Here is a 20372-nt window from a genome sequence, read left to right as displayed (position 1 = left end):
GAACCGCGGGCTCCGCGCCCGGAACCGCGGGCTCCGCGCCCGGAACTGCGGGCTCCGCGCCCGGAACCGCGGGCTCCGCGCCCGGAACCGCGGGCTCCGCGCCCGGAACTGCGGGCTCCGCGCCCGGAACCGCGGGCTCCGCGCCCGGAACTGCGGGTTCCGCCCTCGGAACCGCGGCCTCTGCACCTGCAACCGCGAGCTCCGCACCCGGAACCGGCGTCGCGCCCGGGACCACGGCGTCCGCACGCGGAACCTGTCACTCCGAGATGACCGAGTCCCGCACCCGCTCCAGCCGCGCCGACCCGTCCCGCACCGCGCGTGCCCGGTCCAGGGCCAGCTTCCCCGAACGTCCGCGCAGCGTCAGCGTCATGAGGTGGTTGCCGAACCACGGGCCGTCCGTCCTGCGCCAGTCGACCTTCGTACGGGCCGTGCGGCCGTGCCGGGCGAAGCGACGGCCGAGGGCCCGCCCGGCCCGGCTCCAGCCGAAGCGGAAGCCGAGCCGTATCGCCACGTGGATGGAGTTGTGCATCGGCGAACAGGTCAGCTGGAGCACCCGCACGTCCGACCGCGGCCCCTCGCCACGCGGCCAGCTCGGCTCCGCCACGTACGCGTGGTGCACGTCGCCGGAGAGGACGCAGACCGAGGCCGGGGCGTCGGGCCCGCTGCCCGCCTCCGCGATCAGCTCGGTCAGCGCGGCGAACGACTCCGGGAACGCGGGCCAGTGCTCCAAGTCGCTGCGGCGGCGCAAGTCCTCCGCGAACCTCGCCCAGCGCGGGCCGCGTTCACCGCGCGCGAGGGCCGCGTTCCAGCCCTCCACGTCGTGCACGAGGTGCGGAAGCAGCCAGGGCAGCGAGGTGCCGATCAGCAGGTGGTCGTAGGAGCCGGGCGCGTCCAGGGCCTGGTCGCGCAGCCAGCGCGCCTCGTCCGCGTCGAGCATCGCCCGCCCCGACTCGTCCAGGACCCGCGCCGCCCGGGTGTCGATCATCAGCAGGCGTACGCGGCCGAAGTCGCGCCGGTAGCTCCAGCGGGTGCTCGCGGGATTCTCGTCCGCGCGTGCGGCGAAGGCGCGCAGCGCGTCCGTGCCGTCGGCGCTCGCGCGGACCGCCGCGTAGACCGGGTCGGAGTCGAGCTCGGAGGGCGGGAGATTGCCCAGGTGCTGGTAGACCCAGTACGACATCAGCCCACTGCGGATGCGTTCGTTCCACCACGGCGTCGCCCGCATCTCGGCGACCCAGGCGGCACTGGTGTTCCAGTCGTCGATCACGTCGTGGTCGTCGAAGATCATGCAGCTGGGCACCGTGGAGAGCAGCCAGCGCACCTCCGGGTCGAGCCAGGACTCGTCGTAGAGGTGGGCGTACTCCTCGTAGTCGGCGACCTGATTGCCCGGGGGTTCGCTCAGGTCGCGGCGCTCGGCGAGCCAGCGTCGGGTCGCCTGGGACGTCATGTCCGCGTACACCTGGTCGCCGAGCAGCACCAGGACGTCCGGCCGCCGCGCCTCCGGGTCGGCGGCGAGCCGCACGGCCAGGGTGTCCAGGGCGTCCGGGCCCATCGGGTCCTTCTCGCCGGTCGGGGAGATCGCCCAGCGGCAGGAGCCGAACGAGACCCGCAGGTCCTCCGTCGGACGCGCGGGCGTGCGGATCGTGGACGGCGGGAAGGGCGAGTCGTCGAGCGGCCACACGCGGTCGCCGTCGAGCAGCACCTCGTACGCCGTCTCCGTGCCCGGCGCAAGACCCTCGACCGGGATCAGCGCGTAGTGGTGCCCGGCGATCCGGAACGTGTGCGTCGAGCCCTTCGCGCCGTCGGCGCAGCGCACCTCGGCCGTGCAGGGCCGGTCCGACTCGACCCAGACGGTCGCCGTCTCCCCGTCCACGTAGCGCAGCAGCGGCCCCAGACGCAGCCCGGCCATGCGATCACTCTCCTCCGTCGCCCCGTACGGTACGGAACGACGGAGGGAAGTGGGGAGGTTCCCTCTGTTGCAGGTCAGCAACCGTTGCGGGAACCGAATCAGGAACCGATGCAGGACTTGGTTCATGATTCGGGCCACGACTTGGTTCAGGACCTGGTTTCAGGACCTGGTTCAAAGGACCTGGTTCAGCAGCCGTTGAGGATGCCCTCCAGGGCCTGCTTCTCGGCGGAGTCGACGGTCATGTCGTAGTGGTGCTTCACGTCCACCCACATCCGCGCGTACATGCAGTTGTACGAGGACTCCGGCGGCAGCCACTCCGCGGGGTCCCGGTCGCCCTTGGACTGGTTGACGTTGTCGGTGACGGCTATCAGCTGCGGCCGGGTCAGGTCGTTGGCGAAGCTCTCGCGCTCGGCCGTGGTCCAGGAGGACGCGCCGGACTTCCAGCCCTCGGAGAGCGGGACGACGTGGTCGATGTCGACGTCGCCGGACGCCGTCCAGGTCTCGCCGTCGTACTCGGAGAACCAGCTGCCGGAGGTGGCCGCGCAGCTGGAGTCCTGCTCGACGTCCTCGCCGTCGCGCTTGAGGACCACCTCGCGGGTGTTGCAGGCGCCCTCCTGGGTGCTCCAGTGCGGGAACTTGTCGCGGCTGTAGCCGTCCGAGGAACCCTCGGCCTGCTCGGTCAGCTCGCCCAGGTATGCACGGGCGGTGGCCGCGTCGACCGGGGTGGGCGGGGCGGCCTGTGCGGGTGTGCCGGTCAGCAGCGCCGTGGCCGTGACCAGACCCGCGGCGGAGGCGAGGAGGGCGATCCGGCGGCGGCCGAGGAGGGGGCTGCGGTGCGCGGCGGTGCGTCGACGCGCGTAGACACCTGACATGCGAACTCCCTTGAGGTGGGGGGTGTTGGCCGATTCGGGCCAAGCCATGCTGGCGCTCCGGGGTTTCCGTGGGGTGAGCGCCGAGTGACAGGGTCGCGTCAATGGCACGTGCACATCAAGAGGTCTGCCGGATCGTGTCGGAACGTGCCGGATCGTCACGAGGGTGTGGCGGTACGGGAGTTGATGCTTGGCCGGATAAATACGCGGATATCAGGTGTAACGGCTGCCGACGAGGTGCTGAGGAGGTACTGACGAGGGGGTCCCGTAGGCTGGAGGGACCGCTGTCGTGCCGAGGTGCCGTCGCGTGCGGCCACGTCTCGGCGGGCGGCCCGACCGATTGAGGAACCTTGATCAGCTTCAGCGTCACGGCGCTCGTCTTCGGCGTCGTCTTCCTCGCCGAGCTCCCCGACAAGACGGCGCTCGCCGGACTCGTACTCGGCACGCGCTACCGTGCCTCGTACGTCTTCGCCGGGGTCGCCGCCGCCTTTCTGGTGCACGTCGCGCTCGCCATCGCGGCGGGCAGCGTCCTCACGCTGCTGCCCCACCGGCTCCTCCAGGCGCTCACCGGTGTGCTCTTCCTCGGCGGCGCGCTGATCCTGCTGATGAAGAAGGACGAGGACGAGGAGCGCATCAGGCAGCCCGAGAACCAGGGCTTCTGGAAGGTCTCCGGCGCAGGCTTCATGCTGATCCTGGTCGCCGAGTTCGGCGATCTCACGCAGATCATGACGGCCAACCTCGCGGCCCGGTACGAGGATCCGCTCTCGGTCGGCCTGGGCGCGGTGCTCGCGCTGTGGACGGTCGCCGGGATCGGGATCGTCGGGGGTCAGGCGCTCATGCGGCGCGTACCACTGCGGCTCGTCACCAAGGTCGCCGCGATGGTGATGCTCGCCCTCGCGGGATTCAGCCTGTACGAGGCCGTGGCGCCGCGAGGTGAGTGACGGTCTTTTGGGCCGCTGGTGGGGGTGTGTGGGCGGCGCCGCGCGTGGGGTGGTTTTCGGCGCCGCGCGTGGGGTGGGTTTCGGCGCCGCGCGTGGGGTGGGTTTCGGCACCGCGCGTGGGGCGGTTCCCTGGCGCCGCGCGTGCGGTGGTTCCCGGTGCCGCGCTGCGGTGGATTTCGGTGCGTTCGCGAGGTGGGCGGTGCCGGAATCGGGCAGGGCGGTGGCGCGGGACCGTCTCGTTTTGTATCGTGCAGGAACAAAGTGGTTCCCGCCTGTTCTCCCTGACCGGCGGGCGGGGCCCTTTGATTCTTTCCCCGCCCCGCCCAGGAGCCTGCCGATGACGGCCACGCCCACCACCGTTCTGACCGCCCGCGCGCTCCTGCTCGACATGGACGGCACGCTGGTCAACTCCGACGCCGTGGTGGAGCGCTGCTGGCGCCGCTGGTCCGAGCGGCACGGCCTCGACTTCGACGAGGTCATCAAGGTCGTCCACGGCCGCCAGGGCTACGCCTCCATGGCCGTCCTGCTGCCCGGCCGCCCCATGGCCGAGAACTACGCGGAGAACCGCGAGATGCTCGCCCAGGAGACCGCCGACGTCGAAGGCGTCGTCCCGATCGGCGGGGCCGCCGCCTTCATGTCCTCCCTCGCCTCCCTGCCGCACGCCCTGGTCACCTCGGCCGACACCGAACTCGCCAAGGCCCGCATGGGCGCTGCCGGGCTCGACCTGCCCCTCGTCCAGGTGACCGCCGAGTCCGTGGGCGCGAGCAAGCCGGATCCCGAGGGCTTCCTGAAGGGCGCCGCCGAACTCGGTGTCGACCCCGCCGACTGCATCGTCTTCGAGGACTCCGAAGCCGGCATCACCGCCGGGCGCGCGGCCGGCATGCGCGTCGTGGGCGTGGGCCCCCGCGCGGCGGCGTTCACACCCGACGCCCACGTCATGGACCTGAACCAGATCACCGTCCAGGCGACGGGGGACGGGTCGGGGACGCTTCAGGTGCGCGTTTTCGAGGGCTGAATCCGCCCGTACATGTGCGCGTTTCCGCGAGCTGAACGTGCAGCGCGTGATGCCTGGTGAAGGCTCGGGCCGAACCCCGCGCGTGTGGCGCTTTCCGTACGTCCGTCAGTCCGTACGTCCGTCAGTTCGTACGCCCGTCAGTCCGTACGCCCGTCAGTCCGTACGCCCGTCAGCCCGTAGGTCCATCAGTCCGGACGTCCGTCAACGGGACTGGCCCGCCCCGCTCGGTTCCGTCGTCTCGGCCTCCAGCGCCCTGCGCGTAGCCGGGCCGTACACGCCCTGCGGGTCGCCCTCAACCCCCTCCGCGTACTGGTAGCGCGCGACCGCGTCCTCGACCAGGACGTCGTAACTCCCGTGCGTCGGGCCCGCGTAGAAGTACCGCTGCCTGAGCCGGTCCTGCAGCTCCCGCACCTCCGGGCCCTCGTCGCCCGCCCGCAGCACCGCAGGCGCGGTACGCGTCGGGGGCCCGGAGCGGGAGGGCCGCTCCGCTCCGGAACGCGAGGCGGTGGCGGCGGCCTTCGGCGACTCGGGCGGCGTGTGCGTACGGGCCGGGGCCTGCGTCGTCGTACGAGGCGGGGCCGGGGGCGTCGTGCGGTGGTCCGGGAGCGCGTGTTCCTGGTCGGGCCCGGCGGAGAACAGCCCGCTCGCCGTGACCGTCACGGCGACCACGGCCAGGGCTGCGGCCGCGGTGGTCAGGAGGGTGGTGCGGCTCGGACGAGAGCCGCGGGTGCGGCGGGTCGGGCGCGCCGGTCGGGTCACATGGGCGTGGTCCGGGAACTCCGGGAACTCCGGGGGCTTCGGGGACTCCGGGGGCTTCGGCGTCTCCGTCGTCTCGGGCATTTTCGGTGGCCCCGGTGCCTTCGGCGGAGGCGGCGTGGCCGACGGTAGCGATACGTGGGCCGGAACTTCCGCTTCCATAGCGGCCGTTGGACCCGTCGGTTCCGCTAACGACACATAGGGCCGCAGCCGCAGCAGGTCGAAGTCCTCGGCGGCGGCCGCCTCCGCCGTGCGGGTCTCGCGGAGCGCGTCCGCCGCGCGCCGTCCGCAGCCGCAGGCCGGGCCGCCGCCCGCGGTCCTGGGCGTACCGCACTGCGGGCAGGTGAGTGCGCTCACCGTAGGGTCCCCCTCCCCAGTTCCCCGGCGCTCCTGCGCCAAGGCGGTCCGGGGGCGATTATGCAGCGCCCCGGCCGCGCCGCCCAGGGCGTTCCTCAGCCACAGCGGCCGCCGCACCCCCTCGACAGGCCATAACCGGCCGAACCGACCACGATGGAAGGTGCGGCGGGCCCCGTACGGGGGACCCGCCGGCGGCGGCTGCGCCGTAGCGGCCTGAGGAGGCGCCGATGACGACGACGGACCAGGGGGGCGGCGCGCTCCCGGCGACACCCGGCAAGCACGGCCACGGGAGCGTGCTCGTGTCCATCGGAGCGCTGCTGCTCGGCATGCTGCTCGCCGCGCTCGACCAGACCATCGTGTCCACGGCGCTGCCGACGATCGTCAGCGAACTGGGCGGTATGAAGCACCTGTCCTGGGTGGTCACCGCGTACATGCTGGCCGCGACCGCAGCCACCCCGCTCTGGGGCAAGCTCGGTGACCAGTTCGGCCGGAAGAAGCTCTTCCAGACCGCCATCGTGATCTTCCTGATCGGCTCCGCGCTCTGCGGGATGGCGCAGAACATGCCGCAGCTCATCGGCTTCCGCGCGCTGCAGGGCCTCGGTGGCGGTGGCCTGATGGTGCTGTCGATGGCGATCGTCGGCGACCTCGTGCCGCCCCGCGAACGCGGCAAGTACCAGGGCCTGTTCGGCGCCGTCTTCGGCGCGACGAGCGTGCTCGGGCCGCTGCTCGGCGGGCTCTTCGTCGACCACCTCTCCTGGCGCTGGGTGTTCTACGTCAATCTGCCCATCGGCGTCGTCGCGCTCCTCGTCATCGCCGCCGCGCTGCACATCCCGGTCCGCTCGCAGCGGCACGTCATCGATTACCTGGGCACGGTCCTGATCGCCTCCGTCGCCACCTGCCTGGTGCTCGTCGCCTCCCTCGGCGGCACCACCTGGGCCTGGAGCTCGGCGCAGATCATCGGCCTCGCGGTGCTCGCCGTAGTACTGCTCGTGGCGTTCGTCGCGGTGGAGCGCAGAGCTGCGGAGCCGGTGCTTCCGCTGAAGCTGTTCCGGATCCGTACGTTCACCCTGTCCGCGGTGATCAGCTTCGTCGTCGGCTTCGCGATGTTCGGCGCGATGACCTACCTGCCGACGTTCCTGCAGGTCGTGCACGGTGTGTCGCCGACCATGTCGGGCGTCCACATGCTGCCCATGGTGCTCGGCCTGCTGCTCTCGTCCACCGTCTCCGGCCAGATCGTCAGCCGCACCGGCCGCTGGAAGGTCTTCCCGGTCCTCGGCACCGCCGTCACCACGCTCGGCCTGCTGCTCCTGCACCAGCTCAGGGAGACCAGCTCCACTGTGGAGATGAGCGGCTACTTCTTCGTCTTCGGACTCGGCCTCGGCCTGGTCATGCAGGTCCTCGTCCTGATCGTGCAGAACGCCGTCTCGTACGAGGACCTGGGCGTCGCCACCTCCGGCGCCACCTTCTTCCGCTCCATCGGCGCCTCGTTCGGTGTGGCGATCTTCGGCACGATCTTCGCGAATCGCCTCGACGACAAGCTCACCGCCGCCCTCACCGGCCAGGCTCTGCCGCCCGGCACGGTCGCCGGTCTGGAGGCCGACCCGCGGGCCATGACCCAACTCCCGCCCGAAGTCCGCCCGTTGGCGCTGCAGGCCTATTCCTCGGCGATCACCGATGTCTTCCTGTACGCCGCGCCGGTCGCCCTCGTCGCGTTCGCGCTGTCCTGGCTGCTCAAGGAGGACCGGCTGCGCGGCTCGGTCACCGCGCCGGAGATCACCGAGACCCTGGCCAGCAACCCCGTCGAGCGGTCTTCGCACGACGAGGTGATGCGCGCCCTGTCGGTTCTCGGCACGCGCGAGGGCCGCAAGGAGATCTACAAGAAAATCACCGCACGCGCGGGGTACGACCTGCTCCCGGCCGCGAGCTGGCTGGTGCTGCGCATCCAGCGGTACGGGGTCGTGGAACCGGCCCGGCTCGCCGAGCACAGCGCCGTGCCCCTGCCCGTGGTCCAGGCCGCCGCCCGGCAGGTGGAGGAGCGGCATCTGGCCCTGCGCGAAGGCCTGGTCCTCGTCCTCACGGACACCGGGCGCGAGGTCGCCGGCCGCCTCGCCAGGGCCCGCGAGGAGTCCCTGGCCGAACTCCTCGGCGACTGGTGGGGCCCGGACCGCCCCACGGACCTGGCACAGCTCGTGGAGGAGCTGAACACGGAACTGTGCGGCTCCGACAGCGAACGCCCGCACGACGGGGTGATGACGGCGATCGAGAAACAGCGGGCGGGGCGGCGATGAGAACGGCCGGCGCGCGGCCGCCCGCACACGCGCGTGGTGCGGGTTTTCGCTCACGCGGGGCCGTCTTCACACGCGCGTACTGCGGGTGTTCGTGCGCTCGGTCGGCCAGCGGCGCGGCCCTGTCAGAGGTGTTTGCCGTACCAGATCTCGCTGTACGGGCCGGTGGCGTACGCCGGGATCTCCCGGAAGCCGTGCCGGGTGTAGAGGGCGCGGGCCTCCACCAGGTCGAGGCGGGTGTCGAGCACCAGCTCACGCGCCCCGAGACCCCGCGCGGAGCGCTCGACGGCCGCCATCAGGGCCGCGCCGCCGCCGGTGGCGCGCAACGCGTCGTCCACGTACACCCGGGTCAGCTCCGCCCGCCCGGCGCCGAGGAGCCGCAGCCCCGCACTCGCGCCCGGCAGCCCCCCGTACCGGCCGACGAGGAGCGTGCCGGCGGGCGGCGCGAGATCGGCGCCGGTCTCCACCGTGACACCGCGCTCCAGCTCGTCGGGCGGGGTGCGGCGCCCGGTCTCGCGTACGTACCAGCGGTCGCTCACCTCGGTGTAGTACGCGCGCCAGAGCGCGGCCGCGGTGGCGGAGTCGTACGGCTCGGGCCTGACGGTCCAGGAAGGCATGGCCCGATGCTCGGCCCGTTGCACGCGCGCGTGCAACGGGATTACGGGATAACGGGATAACGGAGTCCTGAGGGCGCTCAGGAGGTACGGGCGGCTCGGACGGCTCAGGCCCGCTTCGGCGGGGCCTGCTGGACGACCTCGAACGTCCACACCGTCGAACCGGTCGCCGCGGGCTTCGGGCGTTCGCCGCCCTCTCCGCCGCCACCCTGGTGAGCGGCCTTCATCGGACCCTCCATCCAGGCCTGGAACGCGGCCTCGTCGCGCCAGCGCGTGTACACCAGGTACTGGTCGGTGCCCTCCAGCGGCTTGAGGAGCTCGAACCACTCGAAGCCGTCGGCGCTCTCCACGGCGCCCGCGCGGGAGGCGAAGCGCTTCTCCAGGACCTCGCGCTGCTCCTGCGGCACGGTCAGGGCGTTGATCTTCACGATGCTCATGGGCCCATCCTCTCGCACGAGCCTCGCGCGCCCCCGCACCCCGTCCACCCGCCTGCCGCACGCGCCCGCCCGCCGCCACACGCACCGCGCCGCCCGCTTCCGCGCGTGCGGCCGGTCGTCTCCGCGCGTGCGGCCGGTCGTTCGTGTGTCCCGGGTCACGTACGCGGGGTCTGGCCGCGACCTATCATGCGGCGGCGCGCCCCACCGCGTCCCGATCCGGTCGAGCCTCCCGACTCCCGGGAGGACACCGCGACTTGAAGGAGTCGTACGTGCTCGAACTCACCATGGCCTCGGTCTCGGCGGCGGACGCCGGCGCGACGGCGGGCATGCTCATGGCCGACGAGGACAGCGCGCCGGGCGCCGTACTGCGTGTGGGCCGCGACAGTGCCGTCTGCCGTCTCGTACCGCCCGAGGACTGGCTGTTCGTGTCCCGCGCCCACCTGGAGTTCCGCTGCGCCGCGGACCTGACGTGGAGCGTGACGTGGCTGAAGGGCTCGCACCCGGACCCGTCCTCGCGGGTCCGCCTCGCGAGCGGCGGCGTCACCCAGGACCTGCCGTACGGCGGAAGCGCGCCGCTGCCCGCGGGGGGCTCCGGCGAAGTGATCATCGAGGACCGGACCGGGCCTCGGAGCGTGAACGTGGGATTCCACCACGAGGCCTGACTCCGCCGAGGCAGTCCGGACGGGCGGCCCACCACCACCCACTGCCACCTACCACCACCACCCACCACCACCCACCACCACCCGCCACCGCCCGCCTCCTCCCACGGCCTCCTGAACCCCTGCTGACCCGTCTGACCTGCGGCCCGGCCGATTGTCAGTGGGTCCCTGCATACTTGGCGGCAAGTCTTCGACCAGACCGACCAAGTCATCGACGACGAACGGGGGATGAGTCATGACCGAGCAGATCGAGAAGGCGCTGCCGGCAGCAGAGGTGCGTCGCCTCGCCGAGCGCTGGCTGCCGCACCTGGGCGGCGGCGACGCGGACTTCGCGTGTTCACCCACGGGCCTGTGGCTGGCCCTCGCGTCCGTCGCCGCGGGCGCGCGGGGCCGCACGGCGGAGGAATTGCGCGTGCTGCTCGGGGCCGCCGGCGAGGAGGCGTCCGCCGCGGTGACCGAGGGCGCCCGGGCCCTGGCCGGCACGGAGGCCCTGGCGGTGGCCACGGGCGTGTGGAGCCGACTTCCGGTCTACCGCGCCTACCGCGAGGCGCTGCCCGACATCGGCTTCGGACCGATGGACCCGGACGAGATCGACGCGTGGGTGGACCGTGCGACCGGCGGGCTCGTGCCCCGGCTCCCGGTGCGGATCACCGAGGCCATGCAGCTGGTCCTCGTCAACGCCCTGGCGCTCAAGGCGCGTTGGGCCCTTCCGTTCGAAGCGCCGACGACCCGGCCGAAGCCGTTCGCCGACGCGTCCGGGCGGCAGCACGAGGTCGCGACGATGCACGGCCCGGTGCCGCCGGGCCAGGCCTGGGACGTGACGTCCACGGGTGGTGACGCGCGCGTCGTGGAGCTGGCCTGCGCACCGCCCGAGTCGGCCGGTCCCGCAGCGGTCCCGTCGGCCGCCGCCAAGGTGCGGTTCGTGCTCGGGGCGCCCGGAGCGGAGCCCGCCCAGGTGCTGCCCCTGGCCTGGGCGCCCGCCGAGCAGCGCCGCCGGATCGACGCGGGCGCGGTCCGCGTCGCCCTGCCGAAGCTGTCGCTGCGCACCACTGTCGAGGCTGTGCGGCACCTGGAGGAGCTGGGCATACGGCAGGCGTTCCTCGCCTCTGCCGACTTCTCCGGGCTCTCGCCGGAGGAGATCGCCGTCTCGCAGGTCGTGCAGGAGACGGTGGTCAAGGTCGCCGAGCAGGGCGTGGAGGCGGCCGCGGCGACGGTCGTCGCGATGCGCGGGGCCGGTGCCCACCGCCCGTCCGAGCCCACCGAACTCATCGCGTACGACCGGCCCTTCGGCATAGTCGTCCTCGACGGCAGCGGCACGGTCCCGCTGTTCACCGCCTGGCAGGCACAGGTCCCGACGGACCCGGAGAGCTGACCGACGTCAGCCCCGGGCCCCGGCCGCCCTGAGCTCCCGGGCCTCCGCCTCCGTCTCCACCGCGGGCGGTGAGCCCGGCAGCGGGCGGCGGGCGCTCTCCGTCATGAACCAGACGGCGACACCGCCGACGACGGCCGCGGCCATCATGTAGTAGGCGGGCATCATCACGTCGCCGGTGGCGCCGATCAGCGCGGTCACGACCAGCGGGGTCGTACCGCCGAAGATCGAGACGGAGATGTTGAACCCGATGGACAGGGACCCGTAGCGCACCCGGGTCGGGAACAGCGCGGGCAGCGTCGACGGCATCGTGGCCGTGAAGCAGACCAGGAGCAGGCCGAGCGCGCCCATGCCGAGGGCGATCGCGAGCAGCGAGCCCTGGCGGATGAGCAGCAGCGCCGGAAGGGACAGGAGCAGGAAGCCCGCGCAGCCGAAGGCGATGACGGGGCGGCGGCCGACGCGGTCGGTGAGCCGGCCCGCGAACGGCTGGACCAGCATCATCAGCGCCATCACCCCGAGCACGACGAGCAGGCCGTGCGCGGAGTCGTACTTCAGCTCGCTCGTCAGATAGCTCGGCATGTACGAAAGGAGCATGTAGTCCGTGACGTTGAAGACCAGGACCAGACCGACGCAGAGCAGCAGCGCCCGCCACTGTCCGACGACCATCTCGCGCAGCCGCACCTTCGGACGCGCTTCCTCCGCCTTGTCCAGCTCGGCGGCGAACGCCGGCGTCTCCTCAAGGCGCATCCGCAGATACAGGCCGATGAGACCCATCGGACCGGCGATCAGGAACGGGATGCGCCAGCCCCAGGAGAGCAGGTCGTCGGTGGACAGCAGCGCGGTCATCAGGGTCACGAGACCGGCGCCGCCGATGTAGCCGGCGAGCGTGCCGAACTCCAGCCAGCTGCCGAGGAATCCACGCTTCCTGTCGGGGGCGTACTCGGCGATGAAGGTGGAGGCGCCCGCGTACTCGCCGCCGGTGGAGAAGCCCTGCACCAGTCGCGCCAGGAGCAGCAGCGCGGGGGCCCAGAGGCCGATCGAGGCGTGCGAGGGGATCAGGCCGATCGCGAACGTGCCCGCCGCCATCATGATCATGGTGAGGGCGAGCACCTTCTGCCGGCCGATGCGGTCGCCGAGCGGGCCGAACACGAGCCCGCCGAGGGGCCGGACGAGGAAGGCAGCGGCGAACGCGCCGAACGTGGAGAGGAGTTGCGCCGTGGCGCTGCCGGACGGGAAGAAGACCTTGCCGAGGGTGACGGCGATGTAGCTGTAGACGCCGAAGTCGAACCACTCCATGGCGTTGCCGAGTGCTGCGGCCTTCACTGCGCGCTTGACCATCGCGGGGTCGGTGACGGTGACCTCGGAGGGGCTCGCGGAATCGGTCGCGGCCGGACCGAGAGTGGCTGATGACATGTGTTCCGAAGATAGGCGCACTTGTCGCATTACGTACGGTGTGCGGTTCGTTGCGCGACCTGCGGAAACCCCGTCTCACCAGTGTTGTCGGCGCCCGGCAAGGGCCGTGCGGCATGTCCCTCTTGTGATCTTTGTCGCGCTTGATACGGGCAACTGGGCGGGGTGACTCCCGTCTGTCGAGCGGGTGCGGGGGAGTGCCGGGGAGGTTATCCACAGGCCGAGCGGGGTTGGCCCAGGGGCTCATAAGATCCGGACACGGGATCCGGGCACGGGATCCGGACACGGGATCCGGACACGGGATCCGGGCACGGATGCGGAAACGGGGCGGTGGGGGACAGCCATGGAGCATGTGGAGCAGGGGTGGGGCGATGGCCGCGTGCGGGTCGGCCGGTCAACCAGTCGTCACCGGGAGCTCCTTGATGCCGTTGAGCCACGCGGCCCGCAGGCGGCGCGGGTCGCCGGCCAGGCGCAGGTCGGGGAGTGCGTCCGCGAGGGCGTTGAAGATCAGGTCGATCTCCTGGATGGCGAGGGACTTGCCGAGGCAGAAGTGCGGTCCGCCACCGCCGAAGCCGAGGTGCGGGTTGGGGTCGCGGGTGATGTCGAACCGCTCGGGCCGGTCGAAGACCTCGGCGTCGTTGTTGGCGGAGGAGTAGAAGAGGCCGACGCGGTCGCCCGCCTTGACGGGTGTGCCGCCGATCTCGGTGTCCTGGGTGGCGGTGCGCTGGAAGGCGGTGACGGGGGTGGCCCAGCGGACGATCTCCTCCGCGGTGGTCGTGGGCCGTTCCCGCTTGTAGAGCTCCCACTGCTCGGGGTGGGTGAGGAAGGCGTGCATGCCGTGGCTGATGGCGTTGCGGGTGGTCTCGTTGCCCGCGACGGCGAGCAGGAGGACGAAGAAGCCGAACTCGTCGGTCGACAGGTTGCCCTGGTCCTCGGCGGCGACCAGCTGGGACACGATGTCCTTGGCGGGGCACTGCTTGCGGTCGGCGGCCATGTTCATCGCGTACCCGATGAGTTCCATGGCGGCCTCGGCGCCGACCTCTTCGGTGATGGCGTACTCGGGGTCGTCGTACGCGATCATCTTGTTCGACCAGTCGAAGATGCGGGCCCGGTCCTCCTGCGGGACGCCGATGAGTTCGGCTATCGCCTGGAGGGGGAGCTCCACGGCGACGCGGGTGACGAAGTCGAAGGAGCCGTCGGAGTCCAGGGACTGCCTGGCCTCGTCGGCGATGGCGCGGGCGCGCACACGCAGGGCGTCGGAGAGGGTACGGACGGCACGGGGCGTGAAGCCGCGCTGGACGATCTGGCGGACCCGGGTGTGCTCGGGCGGGTCCATGTTGAGCATGATCAGCTTCTGGACGTCTATCTGGTCGCGGTTGATGTGCTCGTTGAAGCGGATGACGGCCGTGTTGGTGCTGGAGGAGAACAACTCGGGGTGCGTGGAAACGTACTTGACGTCGGCGTGCCGTGTCACGGCCCAGTAGCCCTCGTCGTCAAAGCCCGTGATGCCTCGCGGCTGGGGGCACCACCACACCGGTGCGGTCTGCCGCAGCTCGGCGAACTCGGGGTGCGGAACGCGGCTCTGCAGAAGGTCGGGGTCGGTGGCGTCGAACCCGTCGGGCAGCGCGGGACAGGGCATCGGCAACTCCAGTGTCGTACGACGCGGGGTGAAACGTGTCGGCGGCGAATGTCTGACGGCCCATCAGGAACTGCCCGAAAGGTAGTAACGGGTTCTACAAGTGGCAAGGCCTTCGGCGCCATCGGTTGCGCACGCGCGGTGCACGCGGTCGGTGCAAGACCCTTGCGGTGGGCGGGGGGCACTCATAAGACTGCTCTCAGAACTAGAACGCGTACTAGTTCTGTCTGTCCGTGCATGGCGGGGTGCCGGGATCGCCCCCGGGACGGGCGAGATGCGCGAGGAGAGGACTGGCTCATGGCCGCGGAACCCGTCATCGTCGAAGCCGTACGCACCCCCATCGGCAAGCGCTCAGGGGCGCTCGCCAACCTCCATCCGGCCTATCTGCTCGGTGAGACGTACCGCGAACTCCTCGCCCGCACCGGCATTCAGCCCGACTGCGTGGAGCAGATCGTCGGCGGTGCGGTCACGCAGGCGGGGGAGCAGTCCGCCAACCCGACGCGCACGGCGTGGCTCACCATGGGCCTGCCGTACGAGACGGCCGCGACGACGGTCAACTGTCAGTGCGGGTCGTCGCAGCAGGCGAGTCACATGGTCGCGAACATGATCTCGTCCGGGGTGATGGACGTCGGGATCAGCTGTGGCGTGGAGGCGATGTCGCGGGTGCCGTTGGGGGCGGCGTCCAAGCACGGGCCGGGCAAGCCGTTCCCGGACGAGTGGAACGTGGATCTGCCGAACCAGTTCGAAGCGGCCGAACGCATCGCGCGCAACCGGGGGTTGACCCGCGAGAACGTCGACTCGCTCGGTCTGATCTCGCAGGAGCGGGCCGCGAGCGCCTGGGCGGAGGAGCGCTTCAAACGCGAGACCTTCGCCGTGCAGGTGCCGACGACGGAGGAGGAGCAGGCGGCGGGCCAGGGCATGTGGCGGCTCGTCGACCGCGACGAAGGTCTGCGGGACACGACGATGGACGGGCTCGCCGGGCTCAAACCGGTGATGCCGACCGCCGTGCACACGGCGGGCAACTCCTCGCAGATATCCGACGGCGCGGCGGCGATCATGTGGGCGTCCAAGCGGATGGCGCGTGCCCTGAAGCTGAAGCCGCGGGCGCGGATCGTGGCGCAGGCCCTGGTCGGCTCGGACCCGCACTTCCACCTCGACGGTCCGATCGACGCGACGCGGGCGGTGCTCGGCAAGGCGGGCATGTCGCTGAAGGACATCGACGTGGTCGAGATCAACGAGGCGTTCGCGTCGGTGGTGTTGAGCTGGGCACAGGTCTTCGAGCAGGACCTGGAGAAGGTCAACGTCAACGGCGGTGCGATCGCCCTCGGTCACCCGGTGGGCGCGACCGGGGCCCGCATGATCACCACTGCGTTGCATGAACTGGAGCGCAGGGACAAGGAGTTCGCCCTGGTCACGATGTGCGCGGGCGGGGCGCTGGCCACCGCGACCATTGTGCAGCGGCTGTGAATTCGCACTCGGCCGCACCCCGTCCGGGGTGCGCCCGGTCTCCAGTCGAAGCGGCCGGCGGCTCAGTACCAGCCGTTCGCCTGCCAGAAGTTCCAGGCCTCGACCGGGCTGCCGTAGCGGTCGTTCATGTAGTCCAGGCCCCATTCGATCTGGGTGGCCGGGTTGGTCTTCCAGTCGGAGCCCGCGGAGGCCATCTTGTTGCCGGGCAGGGCCTGGACCAGGCCGTACGCGCCGGACGAGGAGTTGGTGGCGGTGTGGTTCCAGCCGCTCTCGTGCGAGACGATCTTGCTGAACGCGGCGTACTGGGCCGCGTTCGGGATCATCTTCTTCGCGATCGCCTGCGGGGACCCGGCGGCGGCCGGGGCCACGGCGGCCGGGGCCACGGCGGCCGGGGCGGCCGCGGGGGCGGCAGCGTGGGCCGGGACCGAGGAGAGGGCCATACCGGCGGCGGCGAGTGCCACGGCGGCACCGGCGACGGTCTTCTTCGGGGTGGCGATGCGGCGGAGAACGGAGACGGTCACGGAGAGCCTTCCAGTGGGGACGGGGAGGCCGCAAGGCATGCCGGTGCCGTACGGGAGCGGCGGGGGCCATGCACAGGCGCCGCGACCGATGCGGCCGTGGCGCCCTGCGACGTCCTCCAGAGAACCAGGGCGGTTACGTCGCCGCAATGCCCCCCTTTTACTAGTTGTGGTCGCATGTGGGGCGAAAAGTCCCTCGCTCTGATAGGGGTGTATCAGTGCAGGTCGGGCGCGGTTTCAGAACGGTGGTGGATCATGGTTCAGGCCCTACTAGCGCACGTAGTGGAGGACCAAGGTCCTGTGCGGGGGCTCACCCTCGTCGAGCGGATTCCGTTACGTACCGCAAGGGCGCGTCTACGGTCGCGGTTCGTGCACGGTGACCTGTGTCTCGCTGCCGGGGCCCGAGAATGTGACGGGTGCCTCGAAAGCGGCCCGGCGGGTGGCCCGGCGCAGCGCCTTCAGGACGGTCGGGCCGACGGCAAGAGTCAGGACGACCGTCATCACGGCCCGGCCCAGGTCCCAGCCGAGCGAGGTGGCCACGCAGTACGCGAGGTAGCGGGCCAGGTTCTCGTGCAGCGGGTCGCCGGGCGTGAAGGAGATGCCGGAGGCGAGGCCGGGCACGATGGTCCAGCCGTACAGGTTCATCACGAACCCGTAGCCGAACGCCGCCACCGCCCCGTACAGCGCGAGCAGCGCCAACTCGGCGCGGCCGCGCAGCATCCCCCGAGCCAGGCCCGCGCCCATCGAGACCCAGCCCATCGTCAGCATCTGGAACGGCATCCAGGGGCCGACCCCGCCGGTCAGGAGCGCGGACGCGAACATCGTGACCGCGCCGAGCACGAAGCCGAAGCCGGGGCCGAGGACGCGCCCGGCCAGGATCATCAGGAAGAACATCGGCTCAAGCCCGGCCGTGCCCGCGCCGAGCGGGCGCAGCGCGGCGCCCACCGCGGCGAGTACGCCGAGCATCGCGACGGCCTTCGCGCCGAGCCCCGACTCCGCGATGGTCGCGGCGACCACGCCGACGAGCAGCGGGAGCAGCGCGGCGAAGAGCCAGGGTGCGTCCTGCGCGTGCGCGGTCACGCCCGAGGCGCTGTCGGCGAGCAGCGGCCAGCCGAACGCGGCGACGCCGATCGCGCTCACCAGGAGCAGCGCGCACACCGACTTGGGGCCGAGCCGGACGGCCCGCGCCCGGCCCGTGAAGCTCTGCGGGGAACCGGTCACGCCGCACCGTCCAGTGCGGCCCGCACCTGCGCGACCGTCAGCCACTTCTGCGGCGCCAGGATCTTCGTGACCTGCGGGGCGAACGAGGGGGACGACACGACCACGTCGGCGGTCGGGCCGTCCGCGACGACCTCGCCGTCGGCCAGGATCACCACGCGGTGGGCGAGTTCGGCGGCGAGCTCCACGTCGTGCGTGGCGAGGACGATGGCGTGCCCGGCGTCGGCGAGACCCCGCAGGTGCTGGACCAGGCGGGCCTTGGCCGCGTAGTCGAGGCCGCGCGTCGGTTCGTCGAGCAGCAGCAGCGGCGGCTTCGCGGTGAGGACCACGGCCAGGGCGAGGGTGAGGCGCTGGCCCTCGGAGAGGTCGCGGGGGTGGATGTCGTCCGCGATGCCGGGCAGCAGCTCGCCGACCAGGGCGCGGCAGGTGCCGGGTGCGGCGCCCGCGTCGTGGTCGGCGGAGGCGCACTCGGCGGCGACGGTGTCGGCGTGCAGCAGGTCACGGGGTTCCTGCGGTACGAGGCCCACGTGGCGGATGAGTTCGCGGGGCGCGGTCCGGTGCGGGGTGGCGCGGCCGAGGCGTACCGAACCCGTGGAGGGTTCGAGCATGCCTACGAGAGTGTTGAGGAGGGTGGACTTTCCGGCGCCGTTGCGGCCCATGAGGGCGAGGGTCTCTCCTGCGGTGACCTGGAGGTCGACCCTGCGGAGGGCTTCTACGCGGGCCCGGCGTACGGCGAGGTTCTCCGTTACGGCTACGGAGGTGCCCTCGGCTTGTCGTTCCTGTGCGCTGTGCCTGCGGCGGAGCCAGGTGGGCCACCTGGAGGCACGGCTTTCAAGGGGCCGGGCAACGGAGGTTGTGCCCACGCTCCCCGAAGCTCCCGGCTCCGCTCGAACAGGGGGAACCCCCATCGCCCCAGCGGAACAACTGCCCGCAACGGCAAGTTGGCTGCGCAGATCCCCCGCCCGTCGCCGCGCATCGCGCACCGTGAGCGGCAGTGGCTCCCAGCCCGCCAGGCGTCCCAGGCCCACCACCGGCGGGTACACCGGCGCGACCGCCATGACGTCGGCCGGGGTGCCGAGGACCGGTGCGGCTCCCGGGGACGGCAGGAGCAGGACCTGGTCCGCGTACTGGACGACCCGTTCCAGGCGGTGTTCGGCGAGGAGGACCGTCGTGCCGAGGTCGTGGACCAGGCGCTGGAGAACCGCCAGGACCTCCTCCGCCGCCGCCGGGTCGAGGGCCGAGGTCGGCTCGTCCAGGACCAGGACCTCCGGGTGCGGCGTGAGGACCGAGCCGATGGCGACGCGCTGCTGCTGGCCGCCGGAGAGCGTGGCGATGGGCCTCTCGCGCAGGTCGGCCAGGCCGAGCAGGTCCAGGGTCTCCTCGACGCGGCGCCGCATCACGTCCGGGGCGAGGCCCAACGACTCCATGCCGTAGGCGAGTTCGTCCTCGACGGTGTCCGTGACGAAGTGCGACAGCGGGTCCTGGCCGACCGTGCCCACCACGTCGGCCAGCTCGCGCGGCTTGTGCGTACGGGTGTCCCGGCCCGCGACGGTGACGCGGCCGCGCAGGGTGCCGCCCGTGAAGTGCGGTACGAGACCGCTGACGGTGCCGAGCAGGGTCGACTTGCCGACTCCCGACGGGCCGACCAGGAGCACCAACTCGCCCTCGGGGACGGTGAGATCGACCCCGGCGACGGTCGGCGCCGCGGCGTCGTCGTACGTGACGGAGACGTCCTCGAAACGGATCAACGGGCTTCCTTTCGAGGACTACGAGGACTACGAGGACCACGAGGGCTGAGGGCAGCGGCCGGCGACGGGGCCACGAACGCCGGGAGCAGGCCGAGCAGGACACAGGCCGCCGGCCACAGCGGCAGCGTCGGCGCGACGAGCGGCACCACACCGGGATGCAGCCCGGCCGGGTCCGTCGAGGCGAACCGGATCATCAGGGCCGCCACGGCCGCGCCCGAACCGGACACGAGCCAGGCGCGCACGCCCCACACGTCCGGCCGGTAGCGGGTGCGCACGCTGCGCCGGCCGCCGAGCCAGAGCCCGCCGAGGGCGGCACCGACCCCGACGAGCAGCACCGGCAGTCCGAAGCCCGCCCCCTCGGCGGCGAGCAGCCCGTACGTACCGGCGCACACGCCGATCAGGCCGCCGAGCGTGAGGGCGGATGTGGTGTGCCGGACGAGGGGCGGTACGGCGGCGGTACGGCCGTAGCCGCGCGCGTCCATCGCCGCCGCGAGCGCCACCGAACGCTCCAACGCGCCCTCCAGGACCGGCAGTCCGACCTGGAGCAGCCCGCGTATGCCGCGGTCCGGGCGGCCGCGCAGGCGGCGGGCGGCGCGCAGCCGCTGCAGGTCGGCGATCAGCTGCGGCGCGAACGTGAGGGCGACGACGACGGCGACGCCCGCCTCGTACAGGGCGCCGGGCAGGGACTTGAGGAGCCGGGCCGGGTTGGCGAGGGCGTTCGCGGCGCCCATGCAGATCAGCAGCGTGGCCAGCTTCAGCCCGTCGTAGAGCGCGAAGACCAGTGTCTCGGCGGTGACGCGGCCGCCGATCCGGACGCCCTGCGCCCACTCGGGCAGATCGACGTCGGGAAGCGTGAACAGGGTGTGTGAGCCGGGGATGGGCGAGCCGAGGAACACGGCGAAGACGAGCCGGATGCCGAGCACGAACAGGCCGAGCTTCACGAACGCGCCGTAACTGCGCGCCCAGGGAGCCTCGCTGCGCCGCGCCGCCACCACGTACCCGGCGACGCCCACGAGCAGCCCGAGCAGCAGCGGGTTGGTGGTGCGGGACGCGGCCGTGCCGAGGCCGAGCGCCCATACCCACCAGGCGCCGGGGTGCAGGGCGTTGCTCCGGTTCGCCTCGGGGGCGCGCAGGCCGGCACGCGCGCTCGACATCAGCATCACACGC

At 71.9% G+C, this 20372-nt stretch carries 17 protein-coding genes; 6 read left to right on the top strand and 11 right to left on the bottom strand.

The window, feature by feature from the left end:
• Window positions 1-256: 256 nt before the first annotated feature.
• Together QIS99_RS26350 and QIS99_RS26345 are read right to left on the bottom strand one after the other, a co-directional pair.
• The gene (locus QIS99_RS26350) at window positions 257-1906 is read right to left on the bottom strand and encodes an alkaline phosphatase D family protein (RefSeq protein WP_282516152.1); all 1650 of its coding nucleotides are present in this window, start codon (window positions 1904-1906) and stop codon (window positions 257-259) included.
• A gap of 185 nt (window positions 1907-2091) precedes the next feature.
• A complete protein-coding gene (locus QIS99_RS26345) occupies window positions 2092-2778 on the bottom strand; it encodes an HNH endonuclease family protein (RefSeq protein ID WP_282516151.1) in 687 nt (228 codons plus the stop codon).
• A 347-nt stretch (window positions 2779-3125) separates the two neighbouring features.
• Here QIS99_RS26345 and QIS99_RS26340 point away from each other — a divergent pair, with 347 nt between their 5' ends.
• Window positions 3126-3716: a TMEM165/GDT1 family protein gene (locus QIS99_RS26340; protein WP_282516150.1), complete on the top strand. Its 591-nt coding sequence runs from the start codon at window positions 3126-3128 to the stop codon at window positions 3714-3716.
• Between the two features lie 337 nt (window positions 3717-4053).
• Entirely contained in the window at window positions 4054-4731 is a 678-nt protein-coding gene (locus QIS99_RS26335; protein WP_282516149.1) for an HAD-IA family hydrolase, read from the top strand.
• A 201-nt stretch (window positions 4732-4932) separates the two neighbouring features.
• Here the strand turns inward: QIS99_RS26335 and QIS99_RS26330 are convergent, their stop codons facing one another.
• The gene (locus QIS99_RS26330; protein ID WP_282516148.1) at window positions 4933-5571 is read right to left on the bottom strand and encodes a peptidoglycan-binding domain-containing protein; all 639 of its coding nucleotides are present in this window, start codon (window positions 5569-5571) and stop codon (window positions 4933-4935) included.
• 500 nt (window positions 5572-6071) lie between these two features.
• Here QIS99_RS26330 and QIS99_RS26325 point away from each other — a divergent pair, with 500 nt between their 5' ends.
• Window positions 6072-8132, top strand: a complete 2061-nt coding sequence (locus QIS99_RS26325; protein ID WP_282516147.1) for an MDR family MFS transporter — start codon at window positions 6072-6074, stop codon at window positions 8130-8132.
• A 122-nt stretch (window positions 8133-8254) separates the two neighbouring features.
• Here the strand turns inward: QIS99_RS26325 and QIS99_RS26320 are convergent, their stop codons facing one another.
• Together QIS99_RS26320 and QIS99_RS26315 are read right to left on the bottom strand one after the other, a co-directional pair.
• Window positions 8255-8746, bottom strand: coding sequence for a GNAT family N-acetyltransferase (locus QIS99_RS26320; RefSeq protein ID WP_282516146.1), 492 nt, complete (start codon window positions 8744-8746; stop codon window positions 8255-8257).
• 104 nt (window positions 8747-8850) lie between these two features.
• Window positions 8851-9180: an antibiotic biosynthesis monooxygenase family protein gene (locus tag QIS99_RS26315; protein ID WP_282516145.1), complete on the bottom strand. Its 330-nt coding sequence runs from the start codon at window positions 9178-9180 to the stop codon at window positions 8851-8853.
• A gap of 269 nt (window positions 9181-9449) precedes the next feature.
• Here QIS99_RS26315 and QIS99_RS26310 point away from each other — a divergent pair, with 269 nt between their 5' ends.
• Entirely contained in the window at window positions 9450-9842 is a 393-nt protein-coding gene (locus QIS99_RS26310) for a hypothetical protein (protein ID WP_282516144.1), read from the top strand.
• 232 nt (window positions 9843-10074) lie between these two features.
• On the top strand, window positions 10075-11211 hold the full coding sequence (locus QIS99_RS26305) for a serpin family protein (RefSeq protein ID WP_282516143.1): 1137 nt from the start codon (window positions 10075-10077) through the stop codon (window positions 11209-11211).
• Window positions 11212-11217: 6 nt separating this feature from the next.
• On the opposite strand, the gene proP is transcribed toward QIS99_RS26305, so the two are convergent.
• Together proP and QIS99_RS26295 are read right to left on the bottom strand one after the other, a co-directional pair.
• Complete coding sequence (gene proP / locus QIS99_RS26300) at window positions 11218-12621, bottom strand: glycine betaine/L-proline transporter ProP (protein WP_282516142.1); 1404 nt, start codon at window positions 12619-12621, stop codon at window positions 11218-11220.
• A 391-nt stretch (window positions 12622-13012) separates the two neighbouring features.
• Window positions 13013-14257, bottom strand: a complete 1245-nt coding sequence (locus QIS99_RS26295) for a cytochrome P450 (RefSeq protein ID WP_282516141.1) — start codon at window positions 14255-14257, stop codon at window positions 13013-13015.
• 294 nt (window positions 14258-14551) lie between these two features.
• On the opposite strand from QIS99_RS26295, the gene QIS99_RS26290 reads away from it, so the two are divergent.
• Window positions 14552-15721 (top strand): steroid 3-ketoacyl-CoA thiolase, encoded by a 1170-nt coding sequence (locus tag QIS99_RS26290; RefSeq protein WP_282516140.1) that lies wholly within the window; start codon window positions 14552-14554, stop codon window positions 15719-15721.
• 62 nt (window positions 15722-15783) lie between these two features.
• On the opposite strand, the gene QIS99_RS26285 is transcribed toward QIS99_RS26290, so the two are convergent.
• The 4 genes from QIS99_RS26285 to QIS99_RS26270 all read right to left on the bottom strand — a co-directional run bounded on the left by QIS99_RS26285 (window position 15784) and on the right by QIS99_RS26270 (window position 20365).
• Window positions 15784-16242: an aggregation-promoting factor C-terminal-like domain-containing protein gene (locus QIS99_RS26285; RefSeq protein ID WP_456316503.1), complete on the bottom strand. Its 459-nt coding sequence runs from the start codon at window positions 16240-16242 to the stop codon at window positions 15784-15786.
• Between the two features lie 351 nt (window positions 16243-16593).
• Window positions 16594-17460 carry an ECF transporter S component gene (locus tag QIS99_RS26280; RefSeq protein ID WP_282516138.1) on the bottom strand — a complete coding sequence of 289 codons (867 nt, stop codon included), beginning with the start codon at window positions 17458-17460 and terminating at the stop codon, window positions 16594-16596.
• A complete protein-coding gene (locus QIS99_RS26275) occupies window positions 17457-19205 on the bottom strand; it encodes an ABC transporter ATP-binding protein (protein ID WP_282516137.1) in 1749 nt (582 codons plus the stop codon). Before QIS99_RS26275 ends, QIS99_RS26280 begins: the two co-directional genes overlap by 4 nt.
• Window positions 19202-20365 carry an energy-coupling factor transporter transmembrane component T gene (locus QIS99_RS26270; protein WP_408909638.1) on the bottom strand — a complete coding sequence of 388 codons (1164 nt, stop codon included), beginning with the start codon at window positions 20363-20365 and terminating at the stop codon, window positions 19202-19204. The genes QIS99_RS26275 and QIS99_RS26270 overlap by 4 nt, the downstream gene beginning before the upstream one ends.
• Window positions 20366-20372: the final 7 nt, after the last annotated feature.

Origin of the sequence: Streptomyces solicavernae (genome assembly GCF_029968095.1) — a bacterium.
Lineage (GTDB): Bacteria > Actinomycetota > Actinomycetes > Streptomycetales > Streptomycetaceae > Streptomyces > Streptomyces solicavernae.
The sequence above is the reverse complement of the archived record's forward strand: the minus strand, read 5'-3'. Positions and strand labels throughout refer to the sequence as shown.

Bases quoted from the DNA above. Each gene is read 5' to 3' on its own strand.
- QIS99_RS26350 (WP_282516152.1), bottom strand. From the start codon at position 1,906: ATGGCCGGGCTGCGTCTGGGGCCGCTGCTGCGCTACGTGGACGGGGAG.
- QIS99_RS26345 (WP_282516151.1), bottom strand. From the start codon at position 2,778: ATGTCAGGTGTCTACGCGCGTCGACGCACCGCCGCGCACCGCAGCCCC.
- QIS99_RS26335 (WP_282516149.1), top strand. From the start codon at position 4,054: ATGACGGCCACGCCCACCACCGTTCTGACCGCCCGCGCGCTCCTGCTC.
- QIS99_RS26330 (WP_282516148.1), bottom strand. From the start codon at position 5,571: ATGCCCGAGACGACGGAGACGCCGAAGCCCCCGGAGTCCCCGAAGCCC.
- QIS99_RS26325 (WP_282516147.1), top strand. From the start codon at position 6,072: ATGACGACGACGGACCAGGGGGGCGGCGCGCTCCCGGCGACACCCGGC.
- QIS99_RS26320 (WP_282516146.1), bottom strand. From the start codon at position 8,746: ATGCCTTCCTGGACCGTCAGGCCCGAGCCGTACGACTCCGCCACCGCG.
- QIS99_RS26315 (WP_282516145.1), bottom strand. From the start codon at position 9,180: ATGAGCATCGTGAAGATCAACGCCCTGACCGTGCCGCAGGAGCAGCGC.
- QIS99_RS26305 (WP_282516143.1), top strand. From the start codon at position 10,075: ATGACCGAGCAGATCGAGAAGGCGCTGCCGGCAGCAGAGGTGCGTCGC.
- proP (WP_282516142.1), bottom strand. From the start codon at position 12,621: ATGTCATCAGCCACTCTCGGTCCGGCCGCGACCGATTCCGCGAGCCCC.
- QIS99_RS26295 (WP_282516141.1), bottom strand. From the start codon at position 14,257: ATGCCCTGTCCCGCGCTGCCCGACGGGTTCGACGCCACCGACCCCGAC.
- QIS99_RS26290 (WP_282516140.1), top strand. From the start codon at position 14,552: ATGGCCGCGGAACCCGTCATCGTCGAAGCCGTACGCACCCCCATCGGC.
- QIS99_RS26270 (WP_408909638.1), bottom strand. From the start codon at position 20,365: ATGCTGATGTCGAGCGCGCGTGCCGGCCTGCGCGCCCCCGAGGCGAAC.